Below are 19,445 nucleotides of genomic sequence, written 5' to 3'. Positions count from 1 at the left end.
AGATCAGCAACAATGTAGTGAATTCCTTTGCTAAAGAATGCTTTTATCATCGCCTGCTTTCGACTGGTTCAGAGAACCTGCAAAGAGGCCCGATGGGCTTATTCATCAGTTCTCTAACCGTTGATGATCCAAATAAACCCATCATAAATTGTCAGAACCTCGCTAAAGGGTGTTTTTTTTAAGGAAAAGTAAAAAATAGGACTTTTTCCTATATCGAATAATCTGAAATAGTCTTTAATTAGCTTACTGCAAGGAGAGCAGTGAAATGGACATACTGATACAAAAAGTACATATTTTTCTTTACCTTTCTTTTCTTATTCCTAATTGATTAATATCATCTGTTGATATTAATTTCTTTTGCTTTAAACTTTCAGAAATTACTGAACATTCAAAAGGCCTGAAAGATGACGATATCACCAATGATCGAGTCCTTTGTCTTTCATTTTGGAGAAATGGGTAGCCGCTGGGGCTTCAACCGGACAGTCGGGCAGATGTATGCATTGATGGTCGTCAGCGATAAGCCCATTAATGCTAATGAAATAGCAGAAGTACTGAATATATCCCGTGGCAACGTCAGCATGGGGATTAAGGAGCTGCAATCCTGGCAACTTATTCAGCTTCATCATTACCCGGGAGACCGAAAAGAGTACTACTCCCCCAAAGGTGATATCTGGGATATGGCTAATACTGTATTTGAAGAGCGTCGAAAACGAGAAGTTGACCCGACTCTCTCTTTACTTCGAGATATTCTGTTGGAGCAGCCTGGCAATGATTCTGAGGCCTACGCCCAAAATCGTATGCGTGAAATTCACGACCTGCTGGAAACCCTCGTTGCCTGGACCAGTGAACTGCAAGGCCTGAACCCAGACAAACTCAACCGGTTAATGAAACTGGGAACGGGGGTTTCTAAAGTGATGGACCTGTTGTCCAAAGCCAACAAGAGCTCTTCAGCAAAAAGTAAGTCCCGGAATAAAGATCAGCTACCCTTCAGAGATACATCAAATACCCATTCAGATTCTCCGATGAGAGACGATTCCAATGATTGACGATTCACTGGTTGACCTATCCCGATGGCAATTTGCCATCACTGCGCTTTATCACTTTCTGTTTGTCCCTCTGACCATTGGTATGACATGGATTCTGGTGATCATGGAGGCTGTCTATGTCATGACTGGGCGGGAAATTTACCGGGATATGACCAAATTCTGGGGCAAACTGTTCGGTATCAACTTTGCGTTGGGCGTCACCACCGGGCTGACGATGGAATTCGAGTTCGGTACTAACTGGTCCTATTACTCACACTATGTAGGGGATGTGTTTGGCGCCCCGCTGGCAATTGAAGGACTGATGGCGTTCTTTCTTGAATCAACTTTTGTTGGTATGTTTTTTTTAGGATGGGATCGACTCAGCAAGCGCCAGCATCTGACCTGTACCTTTTTGATGGCTTTGGGTACCAACTTCTCGGCTCTTTGGATTCTAATTGCCAACGCCTGGATGCAGAACCCAGTGGGTGCTGAGTTCAATTATCAGACCATGCGTATGGAAATGACCAGTTTTTCCGAGCTCGTATTTAACCCGGTTGCCCAAGTCAAGTTCATCCATACCGTCGCCGCAGGTTATGTAGCCGGGGCCATGTTCGTGCTGGGTATCAGTAGTTACTACATACTTAAGGGCCGAGACCTTGCTTTTGCCAAGCGATCTTTCTCAGTGGCTGCCGGATTTGGCCTCGCATCAATACTATCGGTGTTGATACTGGGAGATGAGTCAGGTTACGAGGTGGGTGATGTGCAAAAGGTCAAACTGGCTGCCATTGAAGCAGAATGGGAAACAGAGCCTGCCCCCGCAGCATTTACAGCTTTCGGTTTTCCCGACAGCGAACTCAGGGAAACTCACTATGCGATTAAGATACCCTACGCACTGGGAATTATCGCGACTCGCTCTCTGGATGAAGAAGTTACGGGCATCAAGGATCTGGAAGCCCACAGCGAAACACGAATCCGCAATGGCATGATTGCCTACGAATACCTCACAAAACTACGAGCGGGTGACGAGAGCAATGAAAATATCGAGGCATTCAACCAGACCAAACAAGATCTGGGCTATGGCCTGCTGCTGAAACGCTATACAGCCGATGTGGTGGATGCCACCGAGCAGCAGATTCAACAAGCAGCAAGGGACTCCACACCTCCTGTCGCTCCGTTGTTTTGGAGCTTCAGGGTAATGGTGGCCTGTGGTGTAAGTCTGCTGGTGATATTTATCATGGCCTTCTACTACAATGCACGGCGAGTGATCGAGCAAAAACGCTGGCTGCTTAAAGCAGCCCTGTATGGAATCCCCCTGCCCTGGATTGCTATAGAAACGGGTTGGTTTGTTGCCGAATTCGGCCGCCAGCCCTGGGCCATCAGCGAAATACTGCCTACATTTATGGCGACCTCCAGCCTGACTGCCAGTGACCTTATCATCAGCATGAGTGGCTTTATTATTTTTTACAGCTTATTGGCCGTCCTTGAATTCTGGTTGATGTTCAAATTCGCCCGTCTCGGACCAAGTTCGCTGCATACGGGAAAGTATCACTTTGAAAAAGACCAGAATTTGACTGCCTGCAAGACCGACGGTCCCCAAACAGTAAGCAGTATTTAGGAGTCCAGATCATGTTATTTGACTACGAAACACTAAAGCTCATCTGGTGGGGACTCATAGGAGCTCTGCTGATCGGTTTCGCCATCACTGACGGAATGGATATGGGTGTCGGGACGCTACTGCCCTTTATTGGTAAATCCGATGATGAACGCCGCGTGATAATCAACACCATTGGACCGCACTGGGATGGTAATCAGGTATGGTTTATTACCGCAGGAGGGGCTCTTTTTGCGGCTTGGCCCAGTGTTTACGCCACTGCATTCTCCAGCTTCTACTTTGCGATGATGCTGGTTCTGTTTGCACTGTTTCTACGTCCAATCGGTTTCGATTACCGCAGCAAAATTGCTGATCCCCGTTGGCGCCAGTTCTGGGATAGAGCCCTGTTTGTCGGCAGCAGCGTACCCCCGCTAGTCTTTGGAATAGCCTTTGGCAATCTTTTTCTGGGCATTCCTTTTTCATTGGATGAATTTTTACGTGCAAGTTTTGAGGGATCTTTTTTCGATCTCTTTAGCCCCTTCGCTTTACTCTGCGGTCTGGTAAGCTCCGCCATGTTCACCATGCATGGCGCTACCTGGCTACAGCTACGCGCCAGTAATCCCATAACCAACCGTGCAGCATCCGTAGCTGGCTGGGCTGCCGTCATTGTGATTATCTGTTTTACGATCGGAGGAATATGGGTGTATTGGGGATTGGGCGGTTACCTTATTACTGTTCAACCTGATCTGAATGGATTACCTGACCCTCAGGCAAAAACCGTAGTGTTACAAACAGGAGCCTGGCTCACTAACTATAGGGATATGCCCTGGACACAGCTATTCCCGCTACTGGGTTTTGCCGGAGCAGCCTCCGTATGCTTATGCTCTCGCCGAAACTGGCCAGCTTTAGCATTAGCCAGCAGTTCAATCAGTATCATCGGAATCATTCTAACCGCAGGCATATCACTATTTCCTTTTATCCTGCCTTCCAGCAGTAACCCTAATAGTAGTTTTACCGTCTGGGATGCTGTATCCAGTCATTCAACACTGAATATCATGTTCTGGGCTGCGGCAGTGTTACTGCCGATCATTATCAGCTACACCCTTTGGTGCTACATCCGTATGTGGCGACAGGTCACTGTGGATGAAATTCGCGATAACAACCATTCAGCTTATTAGAAGGAAAATACTATGTGGTACTTTGCGTGGATACTGGGTGTATTGCTGGCCTGTGCATTAGGTGTAATCAACGTCATGTGGTACGAAGTGGAACAGCACCAGGACGATGTCGCTGCTGATGAGACAATTGGCCACTAATAAACCGTTGCTAAAAAGACAGTGATTGAGCAGACAAGCGCTACCCGTCAAGCTCCTCAGCGCTCCCCTGCTGCTGGTAACAGTGCAGAACCTAAGGCCGGACCGACTGTTCTAAGATTGAGTGTGCAGATATGACCGACAACGCCGATACAGTCAATTCAGCTGACAACCTGCAGAACAAACGATGGTTAAAGGCTCAGAAGTCACTGGCTGGTTCAACACTCAGCCAGTCAGTGGCCATGGGGGCTATTGCAGGCATTTTACTTATTGGCCAGGCTGCCCTGATGGCCTGGATCGTCGATAAAGTGATGTTCTCAGACTGGTCCCTGAAGCAGTGCCAACCCTATTTATTGACCATGCTGGCGCTGATTCTGTCTCGATCACTGTTTAGCCGCTTCAGCGAAAGGCTTGCATTTGAAGGCGCCGCACGTATCAAGATAAGCCTGCGTGATCAACTTCTCCGCCGTCTCTACCAACTAGGCCCGTGCTATATAAATAATGAGCGCAGTGCCGAGATTAGCAATTGCCTTCATAACGGTATAGATGCTCTGGAAGCTTACTACGCCCGCTACCTGCCAGCAGTCGCTTTCAGCTCTCTCATTCCACTGGCTATTCTGGTTGTGGTATTTCCACTGGACTGGAAGTCAGGGTTAATCTTTCTGGTCACCGCCCCCTTGATTCCCTTTTTTATGATATTGATTGGTAGCCAGGCTGAACAACTGAACCAGCAACGGTGGCGCGCCCTGGCACGAATGGGTAACCACTTTCTGGATCTCATTCAGGGGCTCACGCAACTTAAGCTCTACAATGCAAGTCGTAGAGAGATTGATACCGTAGCGCAGGTCGCCGATCAATATCGCCACTCAACGCTTTCGGTCCTCAAAGTCGCTTTTTTATCATCCCTGGCACTAGAGTTCTTAGCCACTATCAGCATTGCATTGATTGCCGTCATTATCGGTTTTCGACTCTATTGGGGAGAAATGAACTTTGGCATGGGATTAATGGTGCTACTACTGGCGCCTGAGTTTTACCAACCTTTTCGTAATCTGGGGACGCAATACCATGCCCGTATGGAAGGTATCAGCGCTGCAGAAAAAATGCTGGAGATCCTCAATGCCAATGTGCCAGACCAACCCTCTGCCAGTGATACCGACAAAGCATCAAACAGCAATATTCTGCATCAGGTTCAGAGTATCAGTTTAGAAAACGTTCATTATAGTTACAGCCCGGATCGCCCGGCCATTCAGGGAATAAATATTAATATAACAAGCCCCGGGCTCTATGCACTGGTTGGTGAAAGTGGTGCCGGAAAGACCACTCTGGTAGAGATGCTGCTGGGATTTATTTCACCTCAAAAAGGCCACATTAAGATCAACCAGCAACCATTACAACAATTAGGCGTACACCTCTGGCGTCAACAACTGGCCTGGATACCTCAATCTCCCCAGCTATTTTCCGGCTCAATTATCGACAATATCCGCCTTGGTAATACAGCCGCTGATCTCGACTCTGTTAAGCGAGCAGCTGAAAAAGCGGGAGCATCAACCTTTATCGATGCTTTCCCTGATGGTTACAACACTCAGATTGGCGAACAGGGCACAGGACTGTCTGGAGGGCAACGACAGCGTATTGCTTTAGCCCGCGCTTTTCTTAGAAAGTCCACAGTACTTATTCTGGATGAACCCACCTCCCACCTGGACCCAGAGAGTGAACACCTTATTCAGCAGTCACTGAAGCTATATGCGCAAGAGCATATTGTCATAGTCGTTGCACAACGCCTTCATACGGTGCGTATGGCCGAACGAATTTTTATGATGTCTTCGGGGCTACTGCTGGAATCTGGTAATCATCAACAACTATTGGCCAAGAACGGGCACTATGCCCGGTTAATTGCCGGGAAACGCCCTGAATGAAAGACCTGTTGCGCTTACTTGCCCTGTCCAGATCCCGATGGCTATGGATGAGCTTAGGCATATTATTAGCTCTGGTCACTGTGATTGCCAATATCAGTTTGCTGTCTATCTCGGGTTGGTTTCTGGCTTCAATGGCTGTTGCAGGGATTGCCGGCATCAGTATGAATTATTTTACGCCAGCTGCCATTATCCGCTTTCTCGCTATTTTACGTACAGCAGGTCGTTACGGAGAAAGACTGGTAACCCATGATGCTACGTTACGTCTCTTAAGCGATTTACGAGTCTGGTTTTATCGCCGGCTAGAACCCTTGGCCCCCGCACAATTGCAGAATTACCACAGTGGCGACCTGCTCAGCCGTATCCAGGCCGATATAGACACTCTCGATAATTTCTACCTGCGGCTTTTATTGCCATCAGTTGTGGCCCTGATTGGTATCCCACTGGTGGTTATTATTATCGCCCTCTATGACCACACCATCGCCGGACTAACCCTGGCGGCACTACTCTTGGTCGGTGTAGCCATTCCATTACAACTGGCCAACCGCACCCGGAAAAAGGGTAAACAGCTTATAACAGAGTCTGCTGCTCTGCGAACAGCGTTGATAGACGGAGTACAGGGTATGCGCGAACTGATCATCTATGATGCTACCGAGCGTCACAGCGATCATTGCTTGAGCCTGAGCCAGTCTTACACCGACCTTCAACGCCAGATAAACCGGGCCAGTAGCAGCAGCCAGGCACTGACTCTGCTGGTCATCAACATCTGCGTCTGGATATCCTTATGGCTGTTGATTCCACAGGTAGCATCAACAGCAAGACCGCCGGTTGAACTGGCAATGCTCATATTGCTGGTCATGGCCAGTTTTGAAACAGTGCTGCAAATGCCGTTAGCCTTCGAACAACTCTCAACCACCCTGACAGCAGCACGACGCCTGTTCAGCATTATTGATACCAAACCCCGTAGAAAAGAACCAGGTAAGAGCTCCCCAGCCCTACAACGCTGCGATCTGCATCTTGATAATATAAGTTTTGATTACCGGGATAATGACTATCCTGATAATGATCCGCAAACCTGTACTCCCAATAAAAACGGAGTACTCAACCGCTTTAATCTAACCATAGGACAGGGTGAAAAAATAGCGATTCTCGGGCCCAGCGGTGCGGGTAAGACCAGCATTACCCATTTGCTACTCGGCTTTTGGCAACCACAACAGGGAAGTATATCCATCGGAGGATACAACATTGACGACTTCTACAGCGAAGACCTTCGGCGCCATTTCTCAGTCGTTTCTCAACATAGCTATCTTTTTGCCAATACCATTCGTCACAACCTGTTATTAGGCAACCCTCAAGCAGACCAGGCCATGCTCGATCATGCCTGTCGTGTCGCCGGGCTGGATACATTCATTAGCACCTTACCAGACGGCTATGATACCTGGCTTGGAGAAACAGGCCGAGGGCTTTCTGGTGGACAGTCCAGACGTATCGCCATAGCTCAGGCGATCATTAAGCAAGCTCCTGTTTTAATATTGGATGAACCCACGGAGGGACTGGATCCGATAACCGAAGCCAAGGTAACTGAAGCGCTGCTTGAAGCCATGAAAGAGCGTACGGTGATCCTCATTACTCACCGGTTAACAATGCTTGAAGCTATGGACAACATAGCGATTATAGAAAACGGTTCGGTTGTGGAAATCGGGAATCATCAACAGCTGAATAAAACCAGCAAGCGGTACCAGAATCTGCTGAGTTATTTTTAGTTGCAGGAAGTCGCAATTCGATTACAGACCCCACGCTGACAACCTTTTCTACATCAAAAAAAAAGCCCCGATGGCTTGCGCCATCGGGGCTTATTAAAGCAAGCCTGCTAAATTACTTCTTAGCTTTTTCCGCCTTACGTTCTAGCTCAGCTGCAACCACTTTCTCAGAAACAGAGTTCGGGCAAGGCAGATAGTGAGCGAATTCCATAGAGAACTGACCACGGCCAGAAGTCATGGTACGCAGGCTACCAATGTAACCAAACATCTCAGACAGAGGAACGTCAGCTTTAATACGAACACCAGTAACACCAGCCATTTGATCTTTGATCATGCCACGACGACGATTCAGGTCACCAATGACATCACCAACGTGATCTTCTGGGGTAAACACGTCAACTTTCATGATTGGTTCGATCAACTGTGGTCCAGCCTTGGACATGGACTGACGGAATGCACCACGAGCGGCAAGTTCAAACGCGATTGCTGAGGAGTCAACTGCGTGGAAGCCACCGTCGTACAGTTCAAATTCAACGTCCAACACAGGGAATCCGGCAACAGGCCCTGTGTCCATCATAGACTTGAAGCCTTTCTCAACGGCCGGGAAAAATTCCTTAGGTACGTTACCACCCACAACGGTAGAGCTGAATACGAATCCGGTTCCTGGCTCCCCAGGCTTGATACGGTAATCGATCTTACCGAACTGACCAGAACCACCAGACTGCTTCTTATGAGTGTAAGTATCTTCGATCGGCAGAGTAATAGTCTCACGGTAAGCAACCTGAGGTTGACCCACGTCCAGATCAACACCATAAGTACGCTTAAGGATGTCTACCTTAATATCCAAGTGCAGCTCACCCATTCCCTTAAGGATGGTTTCACCGGAATCTTCGTCCGTTTCAACACGGAAAGAAGGATCTTCTGCGATCATCTTACCGATAGCGATACCCATTTTCTCTGATCCGCCCTTATCTTTAGGTGAAACAGCAATGGAGATTACAGGCTCTGGGAAGATCATGGCTTCCAGGGTGCATGGGAACTTAGGATCACACAGGGTATGACCCGTCTGAACATTCTTCATGCCGACAATTGCGATGATGTCACCGGCTTGAGCTGAATCCAGCTCGTTACGGTCATCCGCATGCATCTCAACCATACGACCAACACGTTCTGTCTTACCGGTAAAGCTGTTAAGGATAGTCATACCCTTTTCTAACTTACCTGAATAAACACGAACGAAAGTCAGAGCACCAAAACGGTCGTCCATGATTTTGAACGCCAACGCACGCAATGGCTCATCAATGGATACCAGTGCAGTCTCACCAGTCGGCTCTCCTGCTTCATCAGTCAGAGGCTGTGGGTCAACTTCAGTTGGGCTAGGCAGATAGTCAACAACGGCATCCAATACCAGCTGAACACCTTTATTCTTAAAGGCAGAACCACAGTAGGTTGGGAAGAAGTCCAAAGCAATAGTACCCTTGCGGATGCAACGCTTGATATCTTCCATAGATGGCTCTTCACCATCCATATAAGCCATCATTAAATCATCGTCTTGCTCAACTGCCATTTCGATGAGCTTCTCGCGATATTCTTCAACCTGATCAACCATGTCAGCTGGAATATCAACAATTTCGTAGTTTTCCGGTAGACCAGAATCATCCCAGACAAACGCCTGGCGAGTCAGCAGATCAACAATGCCAACAAAGTTTTCTTCGATACCGATTGGCAGAACCATAACCATCGGGTTTGCACCCAATACGCTTTCTACCTGTCCGACAACACGCAGAAAATCTGCACCCATACGGTCTAGTTTGTTAACGAAAATGATTCGTGCGACTTCAGATTCGTTAGCATAGCGCCAGTTTGTTTCTGACTGAGGTTCAACACCACCAGAACCACAGAATACACCAACACCACCATCCAGAACTTTCAGAGAACGGTATACTTCAACAGTGAAGTCAACGTGCCCAGGAGTATCGATGATGTTGAAGCGATGGTCTTTCCAGTAGCAGGTAGTCGCTGCAGACTGAATAGTAATACCGCGCTCCTGCTCCTGTTCCATAAAGTCAGTTGTTGCCGCACCATCATGTACCTCACCGGTCTTATGGATCTTTCCGGTAAGCTTCAAGATACGTTCTGTAGTGGTGGTTTTACCCGCATCAACGTGCGCGAAAATGCCGATATTTCTATAAAGCGATAGGTCTGTCATTACATTACTCGATAGGTCAGGTAATTCTGGGCGGAATAAATAGCGCGCTAGGGTACAGGATATTAAAGTCGTTTGCACCACTTTTAGCTGACAAGAAGCACGTTTGATAAAGAAGAGTGGACCTTACCTGAATCTGTTCGTCAGTGTCCATCAACAAGACAGGGCTGGATCCTGCGAAATAGCGGGCGCGGACAAAATTAAAGCCTTGTTCGCCTCCCTGTTAAGTTTCCGATAACGGCCGTAATTATGTTGGAAAAAACACGAATAAATCTTGCTTCCTTAACACTCTGGCCTAACCATTAGCAGGGCAGGATAAATATCAGCGATCGCTCTGGAGGTATTTCAGCCCCTTCAAACAGCACTGTCTTAAGTCGCTGAAACAGGAATTCCTCCTTATGACTCTCAGCCATGTTTTTGCTAAAGTTCCTTTTTTGTGACACAAAGCTCTAATAAGGAAGATGCAAAAAAGGACGACCCAAAAACTTGGGGCTATACCGGATAGACATTAGCAGGCCTGCTGTAATTGCCAGAAGGCCAGGGAAAATAGGTAGTAGAAGGTAATGGAAAAAATCCAAAAGACTGCGGTCTTTTCTTTTTATAACACCCCAAGTGGCCGATTTTCCTGGTGGGATAGCTTTCCTCAGCTATTGACCCAAAAACTAGAAGACAAGAATGTTGATCACTTTTGTTTCTATAGAGAGTTCACCGAAGAGAGTACGCACCCCAAAGACGAACAGTTTACCATTACCACTGATGGCCTACCTCATTATTCCTGGCTCCTCAACATACACAGACTGTCCAGGACCTACGACAGTGTGATTTTCCACACTCATTCATTTTACCCTCCACTGAAAATCTGGATACTGACCCTGTTATCAAAAAACAGAGTATGGATTACCACTGAACACCGTATAGGCTCGACCAGTGCCCCTACCTGGAAAATGAAGCTCAGAGCCTTTTTAAGAAAACTGAAGCTCATGCCCAAGACTATAGTCTGCGTATCCAATGCTGTAGCAGAGCGAAACACTCAGCTCTACGGCGACTTTGGCATTGTGAGAATTCACAATGGGATTTGCCTTCCAGAAACCTATCGAAAGCCCAGAAAAAGAATACCTAAAAAAGCTCTATATGTCGGTCGGCTCGACAAGAAAAAAGGTATATGGAATCTTTTGAAAGCATTCAGGTTACTGCACACCCACTATAAAAGAAACGACATTAAACTCTGTGTCGTAGGAGGTGGGGGAATCCTAAACGATTTGAAGGCATATGTAAGAGATAACGATCTTAATGACATCGTTGAATTTGCCGGATATCAACCTGACCCCGAACCCTTCTACTCCGACTCAGACTTTGTCATCATTCCCACCATCGTTAAAGAGGCCTGCCCTCTCGTTGCGCTGGAAGCACGTTGTCACGGATTACCTGTCCTCTATTCCAATAAAGGGGGATTACCGGAAACAGTGGTCGAAGGAAAAAGTGGTATGCCTCTTTCTGGTCTGTCAGCTGAAAACATTGCAGAATCTGTAAATTGGTTTGTTAACGATGAACGATTATATAACTCCATGTTAGAAAGCTGTAGAGATGGATTAGAGTATTTCTCCATTGATCGTATGACTGATGATTATATCGAACTTTATCTAAGAAACCTGAAAACCAACAATAGCAAGACCAGATCTCCGTTCATCAAGGAAGAGAAACAGCAAAAAAGGTAAATGAAAATGCAAATATCTGATCTTTCCTGTCAGGACCAAAGGCATTCAAAGATAGTTTCTGCAAAAATCGACAACAACACTCTATGGTTTAGGTTTCAACATGATATAGACACCGACCTAAGTGATGCTTCTGCTTTCCTCGTCGCAGCACTTGTGCCTGCAATGTTATTAGGTGAAGATATTTATGTTGACGAAAAGTACACAGTATCCTCTCGCTTACTGGACAGTTTGCCTCATATTCAAGAGGTATATAAAAACTGGAATCCAATATTCAAACCAGTGAAAGTTATTTCTAAAAGAAAGGTACTTAAAAGCGAAAACAGCCAAGTCGCCTGTTTTTTTCTGGAGGCGTTGATGCAACCTATACATTATTTAAGAACTTTGAAAAAATTGACAGAGTCATATTAATCAATGGATTTGATTTCACCATGGATGACAACACCTGGTCCTCCATGGTAAATAAAAACAGAAACTTTTCTGAGGGATTAGGAAAACCACTTATTGCCGTTGAGACAAACTTTAAGAGTTTTACGTCTTTCTATGGATTGGTTCGTTTTACAAATTTTGGCTCATGTCTTGCCTGCATAGGGCTGATCCTTGGTTTTGAAACAGTTTATTTAAGCAGTTCTGCCACTTATAGAAAAATAATGTTCTCTGGCTCACACCCTTTGGTGGATCCTTTTTGGTCAACCGAGGTTACCCGATTTATTCATTGCGGTTTGGAGGCTGACAGGTCTGATAAAATCAAATACCTATGCAGTAATAGAGAAGCAATTGATAACCTATGGGTCTGTTGGAAAAAACCTGAGATTAACTGTGGAAAATGTCCGAAGTGCATTCGAACATATGTCGCATTATTAACAAATGATATTATTGACTTCAAATTCCGGGAAAAGCCAGAACCAGGAGATATTCAGAAGGTAGAAATTCACAGTGAAGAAGAACTCTCTTTCTTTGAAGAGTTTTTGATACATGCCAAAAACTATAAGAAAGTAGAATTATCGAAGGTACTCAGTAAAAAGATATTAAGATATAAACTCAAGCAGATATTGATTGAAATAGTGGACACCTATCTTCCGAGAGCACAAGCCTGGAGACTTAAGAGAAGAAGCGATGAAGACCATATGGTAGATATCAACCTGGAACCCAGGTACTCAGATAGAAATGTACTGGAACACGTACGAGGTAAGAAAAACCTCTCACTAAATGAAACAAAAGTTGGTACAATCTACCGCTAAATTTATTCCCCAGCAATCATTATTAATACTCAACCAACTGAGCCCGTTTTCTCAGCGAGAAACTTAGGAAAGAAAATGAACATCACAAGCATCCAGGTTAAAAATGAAGATAATTACAATGAGTTATCTGGTTTTTGTGACAACTACAATCTTTCGTATCGTTTTCCAAAACATATAATTCCGGAACTACGAGCAGATGCGTTTATTGCTGCAAGCCTTATTCCTGCTATGCTTACTGGAAAAAATATTATTATTGAAAAAAATATTCCCGTATCTAAAAAACTACTGAAAAACATTAATACTTTACAGGATATATTTTTTTTATGGGGCCCCTATTTAAAGAAAGACTTTCATAGAATAGAAATAATTGGTGGCATAGAGTCAGAGCCAAAAACAACAAACGACTCTACCGTTTCTTTTTTTTCAGGTGGTGTTGATGGAACTCACACATTTCTTAAAAACAAGAATAATATTGATTATTTATTGTTTTCAAAAGGAATAGATATGCAGTTGTCCAGCAAAGACCTTTATGAAATGGCCTTTGCTAAGAATGAAGCGTTTCTCAATAAGAGAGGAAAGAAACTCTATTCAATAGAGTCTAACGTACGCTTCCTGGGACACGAATATGGGCTCAGTTGGAATATCTGTTTTGGAGGCGGCCTTTCCAGCATAGCTCTGGCAGGAGGATTTAAAGGCTGCTATATAGCATCAGGTCTGAGCTATGCTGATATGTATCCTCATGGCTCAATCTTTGTTTCAGACCACCTTTGGGGGAATGAACACACAGAGATCATTCATGACGGTGCCGAATCAAGACGTATAGATAAAATTCAATCTATCGCAAAAGATACTGACGTTCTCAATATTCTCCGGGTCTGCTGGCATGATAAGGGATACAACTGTGGAGAATGTGAAAAATGCCTTCGAACCATGACAAGCCTTCGTGCACTGGCAATAACCGCAACAACATTCCCTGAATGTACCGATGAGGTTGTCACTCAAAAAATAGCAAAACTTAAACTGTATGAAGAACATGATGGTTCATTCTTGGCAGAAAACCTCAGTGAAGCGAAGAAAAGTGGGGATACTGTTTTAGTCAAGGCACTCACTAAGGTACAGAGAAATTTTCAGATACGGGAGTCGGTGCGGATGCTTGACGAAGCATTGTTAGGTCAGCGGCTCGGAGGATTCAAAAAATGGCTGAAGCGCGTACGCAGTTAAACTCTCAGTCTACACAGCTAAAATAGATCAGTTGCCCGTTATTCTCGCTAACGGGCTCTCCAAGGCTCACTTGATTGTCATCGACAAGCGTAAGCTCTTCATGATGAAGATACAGTTTCTCTCCTGCTCTTGTTTTTACATAAGTGCCATTTGTACTCTGATCCTTTAGCACCACTTTACCGGAACGATATTCCATTTGTGCATGAAACCTTGACGCGGTCTCTGAAACAACCCTGAGACTGCACTGATCACTACGCCCGATAGTACAGAGCTTTTGGGATGAGTTAAGAATGATGACCTGATCACAACATTTAAGGGAAAATGCTTTTTCAACTACAGGTTCTGTCGGAACCACAGAATGGCCAAAAAGTTCAGTATGATCACTTTCTTCCCATAAAACCTCATAGATATTAAACATATCCTGTTTGCCTTTAATTGGAATATGATTCAAATACCTTGCTTTTCTCTGTTTATAGCGGGACAACTTATTATATGCATCTTCCGATAGAATAATTTGATTTTTCTTGGCCAGATTAACCATCCTGGATGCTACATTTACAATATCTCCAAAAGGACGCCCTCCCTGCACTGCCGTAGGACCTGAATGAAAACCCATCCGCATTGCAATAGTACCTTTTCGGTTAAGCCGCTCCTGGATATCACAAGCTGCCTCTAATGCACTATCAGCAGACTCAAAGGAAGCCATGATCTCGTCTCCTATTATTTCGATCACAGTTCCAGAGTTTTCATTAATGATACGACCAGCATCGCCAAGACACATCACCACCATACTATGCGCCTCTGCATCACCCAAGCGCTCGTAAAGTGCCGTACTCCCGGCAATATCGGCAAAAAGCAGGGTTAGGTCTAGCGTATCATTATCGGGCATCTTACTTATCCTGAGAGCCTGCTGGAGCTAAAGGCCAGATCATGCGATTAGTAACCATCACCTGTCTGAGTATAGGATGAATGGAATAGCTTTTCCTTAAAGTCCAATCTTTGTTCAGTCCATCGTCTAAACCACTATCTGTCTCTTCTATCCCCTTCTGTCCATATGCTGCTTTTACTCAACCATCTTGAGCACTTAAGGTCAGCTCGCGTTTCTATAGAGAGCTGTTAAGTAAAACAAGTGTACATAAATTCCGTCTAATCATGGGTTCATTGCTATACTCAGTTTGTTGCCAATAGCAGACAACTACACTATGCAAAAATTAGCAGACTGTGAATTGTTGGACGCTCATCGCCTTTCCCAGGTAGCTTCGCTGCTACAGAGTCTCCATCCTCATAGACATTTCGTATGGTTAACGCATCTTCATTCTGATAAAGGTGGAATAAAATATGGATGCTTGTGGTTACCGGAAACATGTTTCGGCTGGTGCTGTCATATTTGGCGAAGGAGACGCTGGTGATTGCGCTTATATTGTAGATCGTGGGGAAATAGGGCTCGCAACCCGGATAAATGGACTGGATATTCAATTTGCAATAGCCAAAAGAGGGGACCTCATCGGTGAAATGGCACTTATTGATGACGGAGTCAGGTCAGCCACCGCAACAGTACTCGGTGATGCCGAGCTGCTTGTCATTCCTAAAGAATATATCCAGCGCCTCATTAAGGTAGCCGATCCGACCGTTGTATTATTAATCAAACTGGTACTGGAACGCTACCGGGAAATGAGAATCAGGGTCGAGCAGGTTTCCAGAGGAGTTACACTGGATAATGATCCGAACGCTCCTGAAGTAAGGGAATCCCATCTAAAACACCAAACAAGCATCGCAGCCCGCCGGTTAGATGACGAGCATAGCCTCCAAAGTGCATTGGAAAATAAAGAACTGCAACTCTACTATCAACCCATCATTGATCTGACCAATGGAAGAGTATTGGGCTGTGAAGCTTTAATTCGTTGGATTCACCCCCAAAAAGGCCTGATCCCCCCCTTAGAGTTTATTGGATTGGCAGAAGAAACCGGTCTGATCGTACCGATAGGTTATTGGATATTTCAAGAAGCAGGACGAGCCTTATCGGATTTCAAGCGGGTTATTGCTATGGATAACGATCCTGGCTCTTTTTTTGTCAGTGTAAACCTGTCAAGCCGACAGATTGAAACCCAACAGCAAGTCGAAGGTATTAAGAAGGCTCTGACCGATGGCAATATGGATTTAACTAACATGAAGATTGAGATTACAGAATCAGTTTTGATGAGCAATCCACCTCGAATTGCAGACGTGCTGACAGAATTAAAACAGTTTGGCATTAAAATCGCGCTCGACGACTTTGGTACCGGTTATTCCAGTTTCAGCTATTTACACAGATTCCCGATAGACACCTTAAAAATAGATCGCTCATTCGTATCAACAATGCGACATAACAGTAAAAGTGAAGCAATCGTTCGAACCCTTTGTAGCTTGGCCCATTCCCTGGGTATGAACACCATTGCCGAAGGCATCGAATCAACAGAAGACCAGCAGGTGCTGGAAGACTTCAACTGTGACTGTGGGCAAGGATATTTATATTCCAGGCCAATTCCTGAACAAGCCTTCATGACTCTGCTGAAGACTTGGCCCCAGCCTTAACCTGAAGAATCAGGCTTAAACCTTCACTGCCTGAATGCTCTAAGCTAATGACTTGAATGTGCTACGTTCATGGCAAGCAGAACTGCTCCAGTAACAGATGAATTCAAACAAAATAAAAGATCAACCCAAAAAGATACCAATGAGCGTCTCACGCTTGCGTAAAGCCTCCTGCTGCAACTCCAGCAGTGTATCAATATCATCATTGATAGCTATTGCTTCCCTGCATTGAGCCAAAGCTTCAGCCACTCTATGCTCATCATTATGGGCCAGAACATTTGCGATGAAGACAGCATGAGATGAATGCTTGTTTATCTCGGCTTTATTTGGCTGATGATGACAACCGGTGGCTTCAACGAGAATTCCGGGCAACCCCCAGCTTTTCATCAACTCTGCTCCAACTTCAGCATGATCAAATCCAAGCAGTTGCTGTTCAAAAGAATACTCAAAGGGGTTATCTTGCCAGTACGGAATCAGTAGTTCCGCTTTATCCGGTAGCACCTGGACAATCACCAACTTACCGACATCATGCAATAATCCAGCAATAAACAGAGCTTCTCTGTCCTCCTTAATCTTCCATTGTTCACCCAGCATTTTGCTACATATTGCGCAGAGCAACGCATGTTCCCAATAGTCCCTCATTGAGAAGGTTCCCGACTGAATTTGCTCAAAAAGCTCAGCGACTGTAGTACCGAGAACGAGGTTCCTAAAATCATTGCGACCGACAATAGAAATAGCTTGGGAAGCTGTGGAGATAGTATTGGAAAAACCATAGAACGCACTGTTAACAATGCTCAACAGTTTACCTGTAATACCAGGTTCTAATTTGACTACCTCCGCAAGCTCATTATTCGTTGTCGTTGGCTGGTCCAGCTTCTCTGATATTTTGTGATAGGCTTCCGGCAAGGATGCAATGTCTTCACACTTTGCTACTGTTTCAGTCACCGACCAACTCATATATCACTCCCGACCAAGCTATTAGAGTCTGTCAACAACTCTTAAGCAGTGAGGGCTTTCCCGCACCTGCACAGAGAGTATGTCAGCCTTTGAAGTATAGGCCTTTGTAGAAGATCTGGAGGAATCTCACTGAACCGAGCAAATTTAATATATCCTCGGACAGACAATGCTCGATCAGGTTTTAAAGAAATGGACTTGCTGGCTTAAACGCTGTGCCAGGTCGTCTAAACGCTTGCTGGAATCAGCAGATATCTTAATAGAGTCGGAAGAACGCTGTGCGATATTTGAAATAGTATCAACGTTGTTGCGAACATCCTGTGACACGGATGACTGCTCTTCAGCAGTCGCTGATATCTGCACATTCATATCACGAATCCTACTGACCGATTCATGTATCGTTGATAAGGCCTCCTCAGCTTGTAGCGCCTGGACAACAACATCTTGAGATGACTGCTTACTGCGGACCATAACCTCAACAGCTTTACTGGCGTCTTCTCGCAGTTGTCCGGTCACCTTTTCTATTTCACTGGTTGCGTCCTGAGTATTCATCGCCAGCTGCCTGACTTCATCCGCAACCACAGCAAATCCGCGTCCTTGATCTCCAGCCCTCGCCGCTTCTATTGCTGCATTCAAAGCCAGCAAATTTGTTTGCTCAGCAATGCCGGAAATTACTCCCAGGATTTTGGAGATACTCTGAGAATTTCCTTCAAGTTGCTCAATAACCTGCGCGGAACCTTCGATATCCTTGGAAAGATTGCGAATCGAATCAATCGTTTCGTGTACCACTTTTTTACCCGACTGTGCAGCAGAATCTGCTTCCTGTGCGGCTTCAGATGCCACCGTACAGCTCTCTGAAGCATGCAACGCAGTACTATTCATTTCATGTATGGCCTGAGCAATATGGGCGGTCTGTTGCTGCTGCTCTTCAATCAAATGAGCAGAATCCTGTGTCACTTCTGCTAGTTGTTGAGATGCCTCTTCCAAATCCTCAGTGGAATGCAGGACGCCATCTATCGTATTGTTCAGTTGCTGAGACAGCTGTTGCATGGCCCTCTGTAGCTTTCCTAACTCATCCTGCCGGTCAATGATGGTATCCACAGACTCCCTGAGATCACCTTCAGCCATTTTCTCTGCCTGCGCTACAGCTTGATTCAACGGACCAACGATATTTCTGATCAATAAAAAACTGGCTGCTATACCCGCCAAAACAGCCGTAAGAGTCGCTCCGATCATCAGTGTATTATCACTTTTCTGCAGTTCTTCCACTTCCACTATGGACTCAGCAGTTGACTGGTCAATCAAAGCATTTAGCTGCTCCATTGCCCCATCAATTTTTATCTTGGCTGCGGTAGCCTTCTTAGTAAATTGCCTTGCCTTAAACAGCCCTCTGCCAGTCCAGAGCTTGTATGCTTCAACAGTATTTGCCTGATAGTCCTGTTGATTAGCGGTAATTTCAGCAAACAGATCATTTAATGAGCTTTTAGTAGAACTGGCAGGGAAGCTCTCAAGAATTTCTACTGCGGAACTTAAAGACTCTTGCAGGTGCTTAGACAAAGCCTGAAACTGAACCAGAGAATTCTCAATATTGTGAGTACCATAGCTTTCGACAGCTTGCGACTTTTGAGCATGACTAAGCCCTCTCTCAACCTCAACCGCTTGAATTAAAAGTGTTTTATTAACATCAGAAACTGCTTTAAAGAGAGGAAGGTTTACATCGGAAAGGTGATGGATATTTGCACTAAGCACGCGGCTACTACTGAGATTATTGACGGTAAGGCCAACCAGCATCAACAGAAATAAAAGTACTAAAAGCATTATCTTATTGCGAACACTAAAAGATTTCATGAGCTGACCTCATAGCAGGCAGAGTCCCTTCCAAGTATCAGAGAGCCCTGGCCATATTATAGTTGTTATGAACAGACCTATGGGATTACAAGC

General features: G+C 45.3%; 15 protein-coding genes. 11 read left to right on the top strand and 4 right to left on the bottom strand.

Features of this window, described 5'->3' with window-relative positions; genetic code table 11:
• Positions 1-404 precede the first annotated feature (404 nt).
• The 6 genes from BGP75_RS05025 (at position 405) to cydC (ending at position 7,605) form a co-directional block, all read left to right on the top strand.
• A complete protein-coding gene (locus BGP75_RS05025; protein WP_083704632.1) occupies positions 405-1,046 on the top strand; it encodes a GbsR/MarR family transcriptional regulator in 642 nt (213 codons plus the stop codon).
• Positions 1,039-2,640, top strand: a complete 1,602-nt coding sequence (locus BGP75_RS05020; RefSeq protein WP_076716005.1) for a cytochrome ubiquinol oxidase subunit I — start codon at positions 1,039-1,041, stop codon at positions 2,638-2,640. The genes BGP75_RS05025 and BGP75_RS05020 overlap by 8 nt, the downstream gene beginning before the upstream one ends.
• Positions 2,641-2,651: 11 nt before the next feature.
• Positions 2,652-3,794: a cytochrome d ubiquinol oxidase subunit II gene (cydB, locus tag BGP75_RS05015; protein ID WP_076716002.1), complete on the top strand. Its 1,143-nt coding sequence runs from the start codon at positions 2,652-2,654 to the stop codon at positions 3,792-3,794.
• 12 nt (positions 3,795-3,806) lie between these two features.
• Positions 3,807-3,932 (top strand): cytochrome bd-I oxidase subunit CydX, encoded by a 126-nt coding sequence (gene cydX, locus BGP75_RS05010; protein ID WP_076715998.1) that lies wholly within the window; start codon positions 3,807-3,809, stop codon positions 3,930-3,932.
• A 131-nt stretch (positions 3,933-4,063) separates the two neighbouring features.
• Complete coding sequence (gene cydD, locus BGP75_RS05005; RefSeq protein WP_076715994.1) at positions 4,064-5,845, top strand: thiol reductant ABC exporter subunit CydD; 1,782 nt, start codon at positions 4,064-4,066, stop codon at positions 5,843-5,845.
• Positions 5,842-7,605 (top strand): thiol reductant ABC exporter subunit CydC, encoded by a 1,764-nt coding sequence (gene cydC / locus BGP75_RS05000; protein WP_076715990.1) that lies wholly within the window; start codon positions 5,842-5,844, stop codon positions 7,603-7,605. The genes cydD and cydC overlap by 4 nt, the downstream gene beginning before the upstream one ends.
• Positions 7,606-7,717: 112 nt before the next feature.
• Here cydC and fusA read toward each other — a convergent pair whose 3' ends face one another.
• On the bottom strand, positions 7,718-9,811 hold the full coding sequence (gene fusA / locus BGP75_RS04995) for an elongation factor G (RefSeq protein WP_076715985.1): 2,094 nt from the start codon (positions 9,809-9,811) through the stop codon (positions 7,718-7,720).
• A gap of 560 nt (positions 9,812-10,371) precedes the next feature.
• Here fusA and BGP75_RS04990 point away from each other — a divergent pair.
• The 4 genes from BGP75_RS04990 to BGP75_RS04975 all read left to right on the top strand — a co-directional run bounded on the left by BGP75_RS04990 (position 10,372) and on the right by BGP75_RS04975 (position 13,982).
• Positions 10,372-11,523 carry a glycosyltransferase family 4 protein gene (locus BGP75_RS04990; RefSeq protein WP_076715981.1) on the top strand — a complete coding sequence of 384 codons (1,152 nt, stop codon included), beginning with the start codon at positions 10,372-10,374 and terminating at the stop codon, positions 11,521-11,523.
• A 6-nt stretch (positions 11,524-11,529) separates the two neighbouring features.
• Positions 11,530-11,931 carry a hypothetical protein gene (locus BGP75_RS04985; protein WP_143820986.1) on the top strand — a complete coding sequence of 134 codons (402 nt, stop codon included), beginning with the start codon at positions 11,530-11,532 and terminating at the stop codon, positions 11,929-11,931.
• Positions 11,932-11,951: 20 nt separating this feature from the next.
• A complete protein-coding gene (locus tag BGP75_RS04980) occupies positions 11,952-12,761 on the top strand; it encodes a hypothetical protein (RefSeq protein WP_076715974.1) in 810 nt (269 codons plus the stop codon).
• A 75-nt stretch (positions 12,762-12,836) separates the two neighbouring features.
• Positions 12,837-13,982: a hypothetical protein gene (locus BGP75_RS04975; RefSeq protein ID WP_076715970.1), complete on the top strand. Its 1,146-nt coding sequence runs from the start codon at positions 12,837-12,839 to the stop codon at positions 13,980-13,982.
• A 4-nt stretch (positions 13,983-13,986) separates the two neighbouring features.
• On the opposite strand, the gene BGP75_RS04970 is transcribed toward BGP75_RS04975, so the two are convergent.
• A complete protein-coding gene (locus tag BGP75_RS04970) occupies positions 13,987-14,871 on the bottom strand; it encodes an adenylate/guanylate cyclase domain-containing protein (protein ID WP_076715965.1) in 885 nt (294 codons plus the stop codon).
• 449 nt (positions 14,872-15,320) lie between these two features.
• On the opposite strand from BGP75_RS04970, the gene BGP75_RS04965 reads away from it, so the two are divergent.
• Positions 15,321-16,553 (top strand): EAL domain-containing protein, encoded by a 1,233-nt coding sequence (locus tag BGP75_RS04965; RefSeq protein WP_076715961.1) that lies wholly within the window; start codon positions 15,321-15,323, stop codon positions 16,551-16,553.
• Positions 16,554-16,673: 120 nt separating this feature from the next.
• On the opposite strand, the gene BGP75_RS04960 is transcribed toward BGP75_RS04965, so the two are convergent.
• Together BGP75_RS04960 and BGP75_RS04955 are read right to left on the bottom strand one after the other, a co-directional pair.
• Positions 16,674-17,507, bottom strand: a complete 834-nt coding sequence (locus BGP75_RS04960; RefSeq protein ID WP_076715958.1) for an HDOD domain-containing protein — start codon at positions 17,505-17,507, stop codon at positions 16,674-16,676.
• Positions 17,508-17,681: 174 nt separating this feature from the next.
• Positions 17,682-19,352 carry a methyl-accepting chemotaxis protein gene (locus BGP75_RS04955; protein ID WP_076715955.1) on the bottom strand — a complete coding sequence of 557 codons (1,671 nt, stop codon included), beginning with the start codon at positions 19,350-19,352 and terminating at the stop codon, positions 17,682-17,684.
• Positions 19,353-19,445: the final 93 nt, after the last annotated feature.

This window comes from Motiliproteus sp. MSK22-1 (assembly GCF_001968815.1).
Taxonomy (GTDB): Bacteria; Pseudomonadota; Gammaproteobacteria; order Pseudomonadales; family Balneatricaceae; genus Motiliproteus.
Note: the sequence above shows the minus strand (reverse complement) of the source record. Positions and strands in the feature narration are given on the sequence as shown.

Excerpts from the sequence above, each read along its gene's own strand:
- BGP75_RS04970 (WP_076715965.1), bottom strand. The coding sequence starts at position 14,871 with ATGCCCGATAATGATACGCTAGACCTAACCCTGCTTTTTGCCGATATT.
- cydX (WP_076715998.1), top strand. The coding sequence starts at position 3,807 with ATGTGGTACTTTGCGTGGATACTGGGTGTATTGCTGGCCTGTGCATTA.
- BGP75_RS04965 (WP_076715961.1), top strand. The coding sequence starts at position 15,321 with ATGGATGCTTGTGGTTACCGGAAACATGTTTCGGCTGGTGCTGTCATA.
- BGP75_RS04990 (WP_076715981.1), top strand. The coding sequence starts at position 10,372 with ATGGAAAAAATCCAAAAGACTGCGGTCTTTTCTTTTTATAACACCCCA.
- cydC (WP_076715990.1), top strand. The coding sequence starts at position 5,842 with ATGAAAGACCTGTTGCGCTTACTTGCCCTGTCCAGATCCCGATGGCTA.
- BGP75_RS04955 (WP_076715955.1), bottom strand. The coding sequence starts at position 19,352 with ATGAAATCTTTTAGTGTTCGCAATAAGATAATGCTTTTAGTACTTTTA.
- cydB (WP_076716002.1), top strand. The coding sequence starts at position 2,652 with ATGTTATTTGACTACGAAACACTAAAGCTCATCTGGTGGGGACTCATA.
- fusA (WP_076715985.1), bottom strand. The coding sequence starts at position 9,811 with ATGACAGACCTATCGCTTTATAGAAATATCGGCATTTTCGCGCACGTT.
- BGP75_RS04960 (WP_076715958.1), bottom strand. The coding sequence starts at position 17,507 with ATGAGTTGGTCGGTGACTGAAACAGTAGCAAAGTGTGAAGACATTGCA.
- BGP75_RS04980 (WP_076715974.1), top strand. The coding sequence starts at position 11,952 with ATGGATGACAACACCTGGTCCTCCATGGTAAATAAAAACAGAAACTTT.
- BGP75_RS04975 (WP_076715970.1), top strand. The coding sequence starts at position 12,837 with ATGAACATCACAAGCATCCAGGTTAAAAATGAAGATAATTACAATGAG.
- cydD (WP_076715994.1), top strand. The coding sequence starts at position 4,064 with ATGACCGACAACGCCGATACAGTCAATTCAGCTGACAACCTGCAGAAC.
- BGP75_RS05025 (WP_083704632.1), top strand. The coding sequence starts at position 405 with ATGACGATATCACCAATGATCGAGTCCTTTGTCTTTCATTTTGGAGAA.
- BGP75_RS05020 (WP_076716005.1), top strand. The coding sequence starts at position 1,039 with ATGATTGACGATTCACTGGTTGACCTATCCCGATGGCAATTTGCCATC.
- BGP75_RS04985 (WP_143820986.1), top strand. The coding sequence starts at position 11,530 with ATGCAAATATCTGATCTTTCCTGTCAGGACCAAAGGCATTCAAAGATA.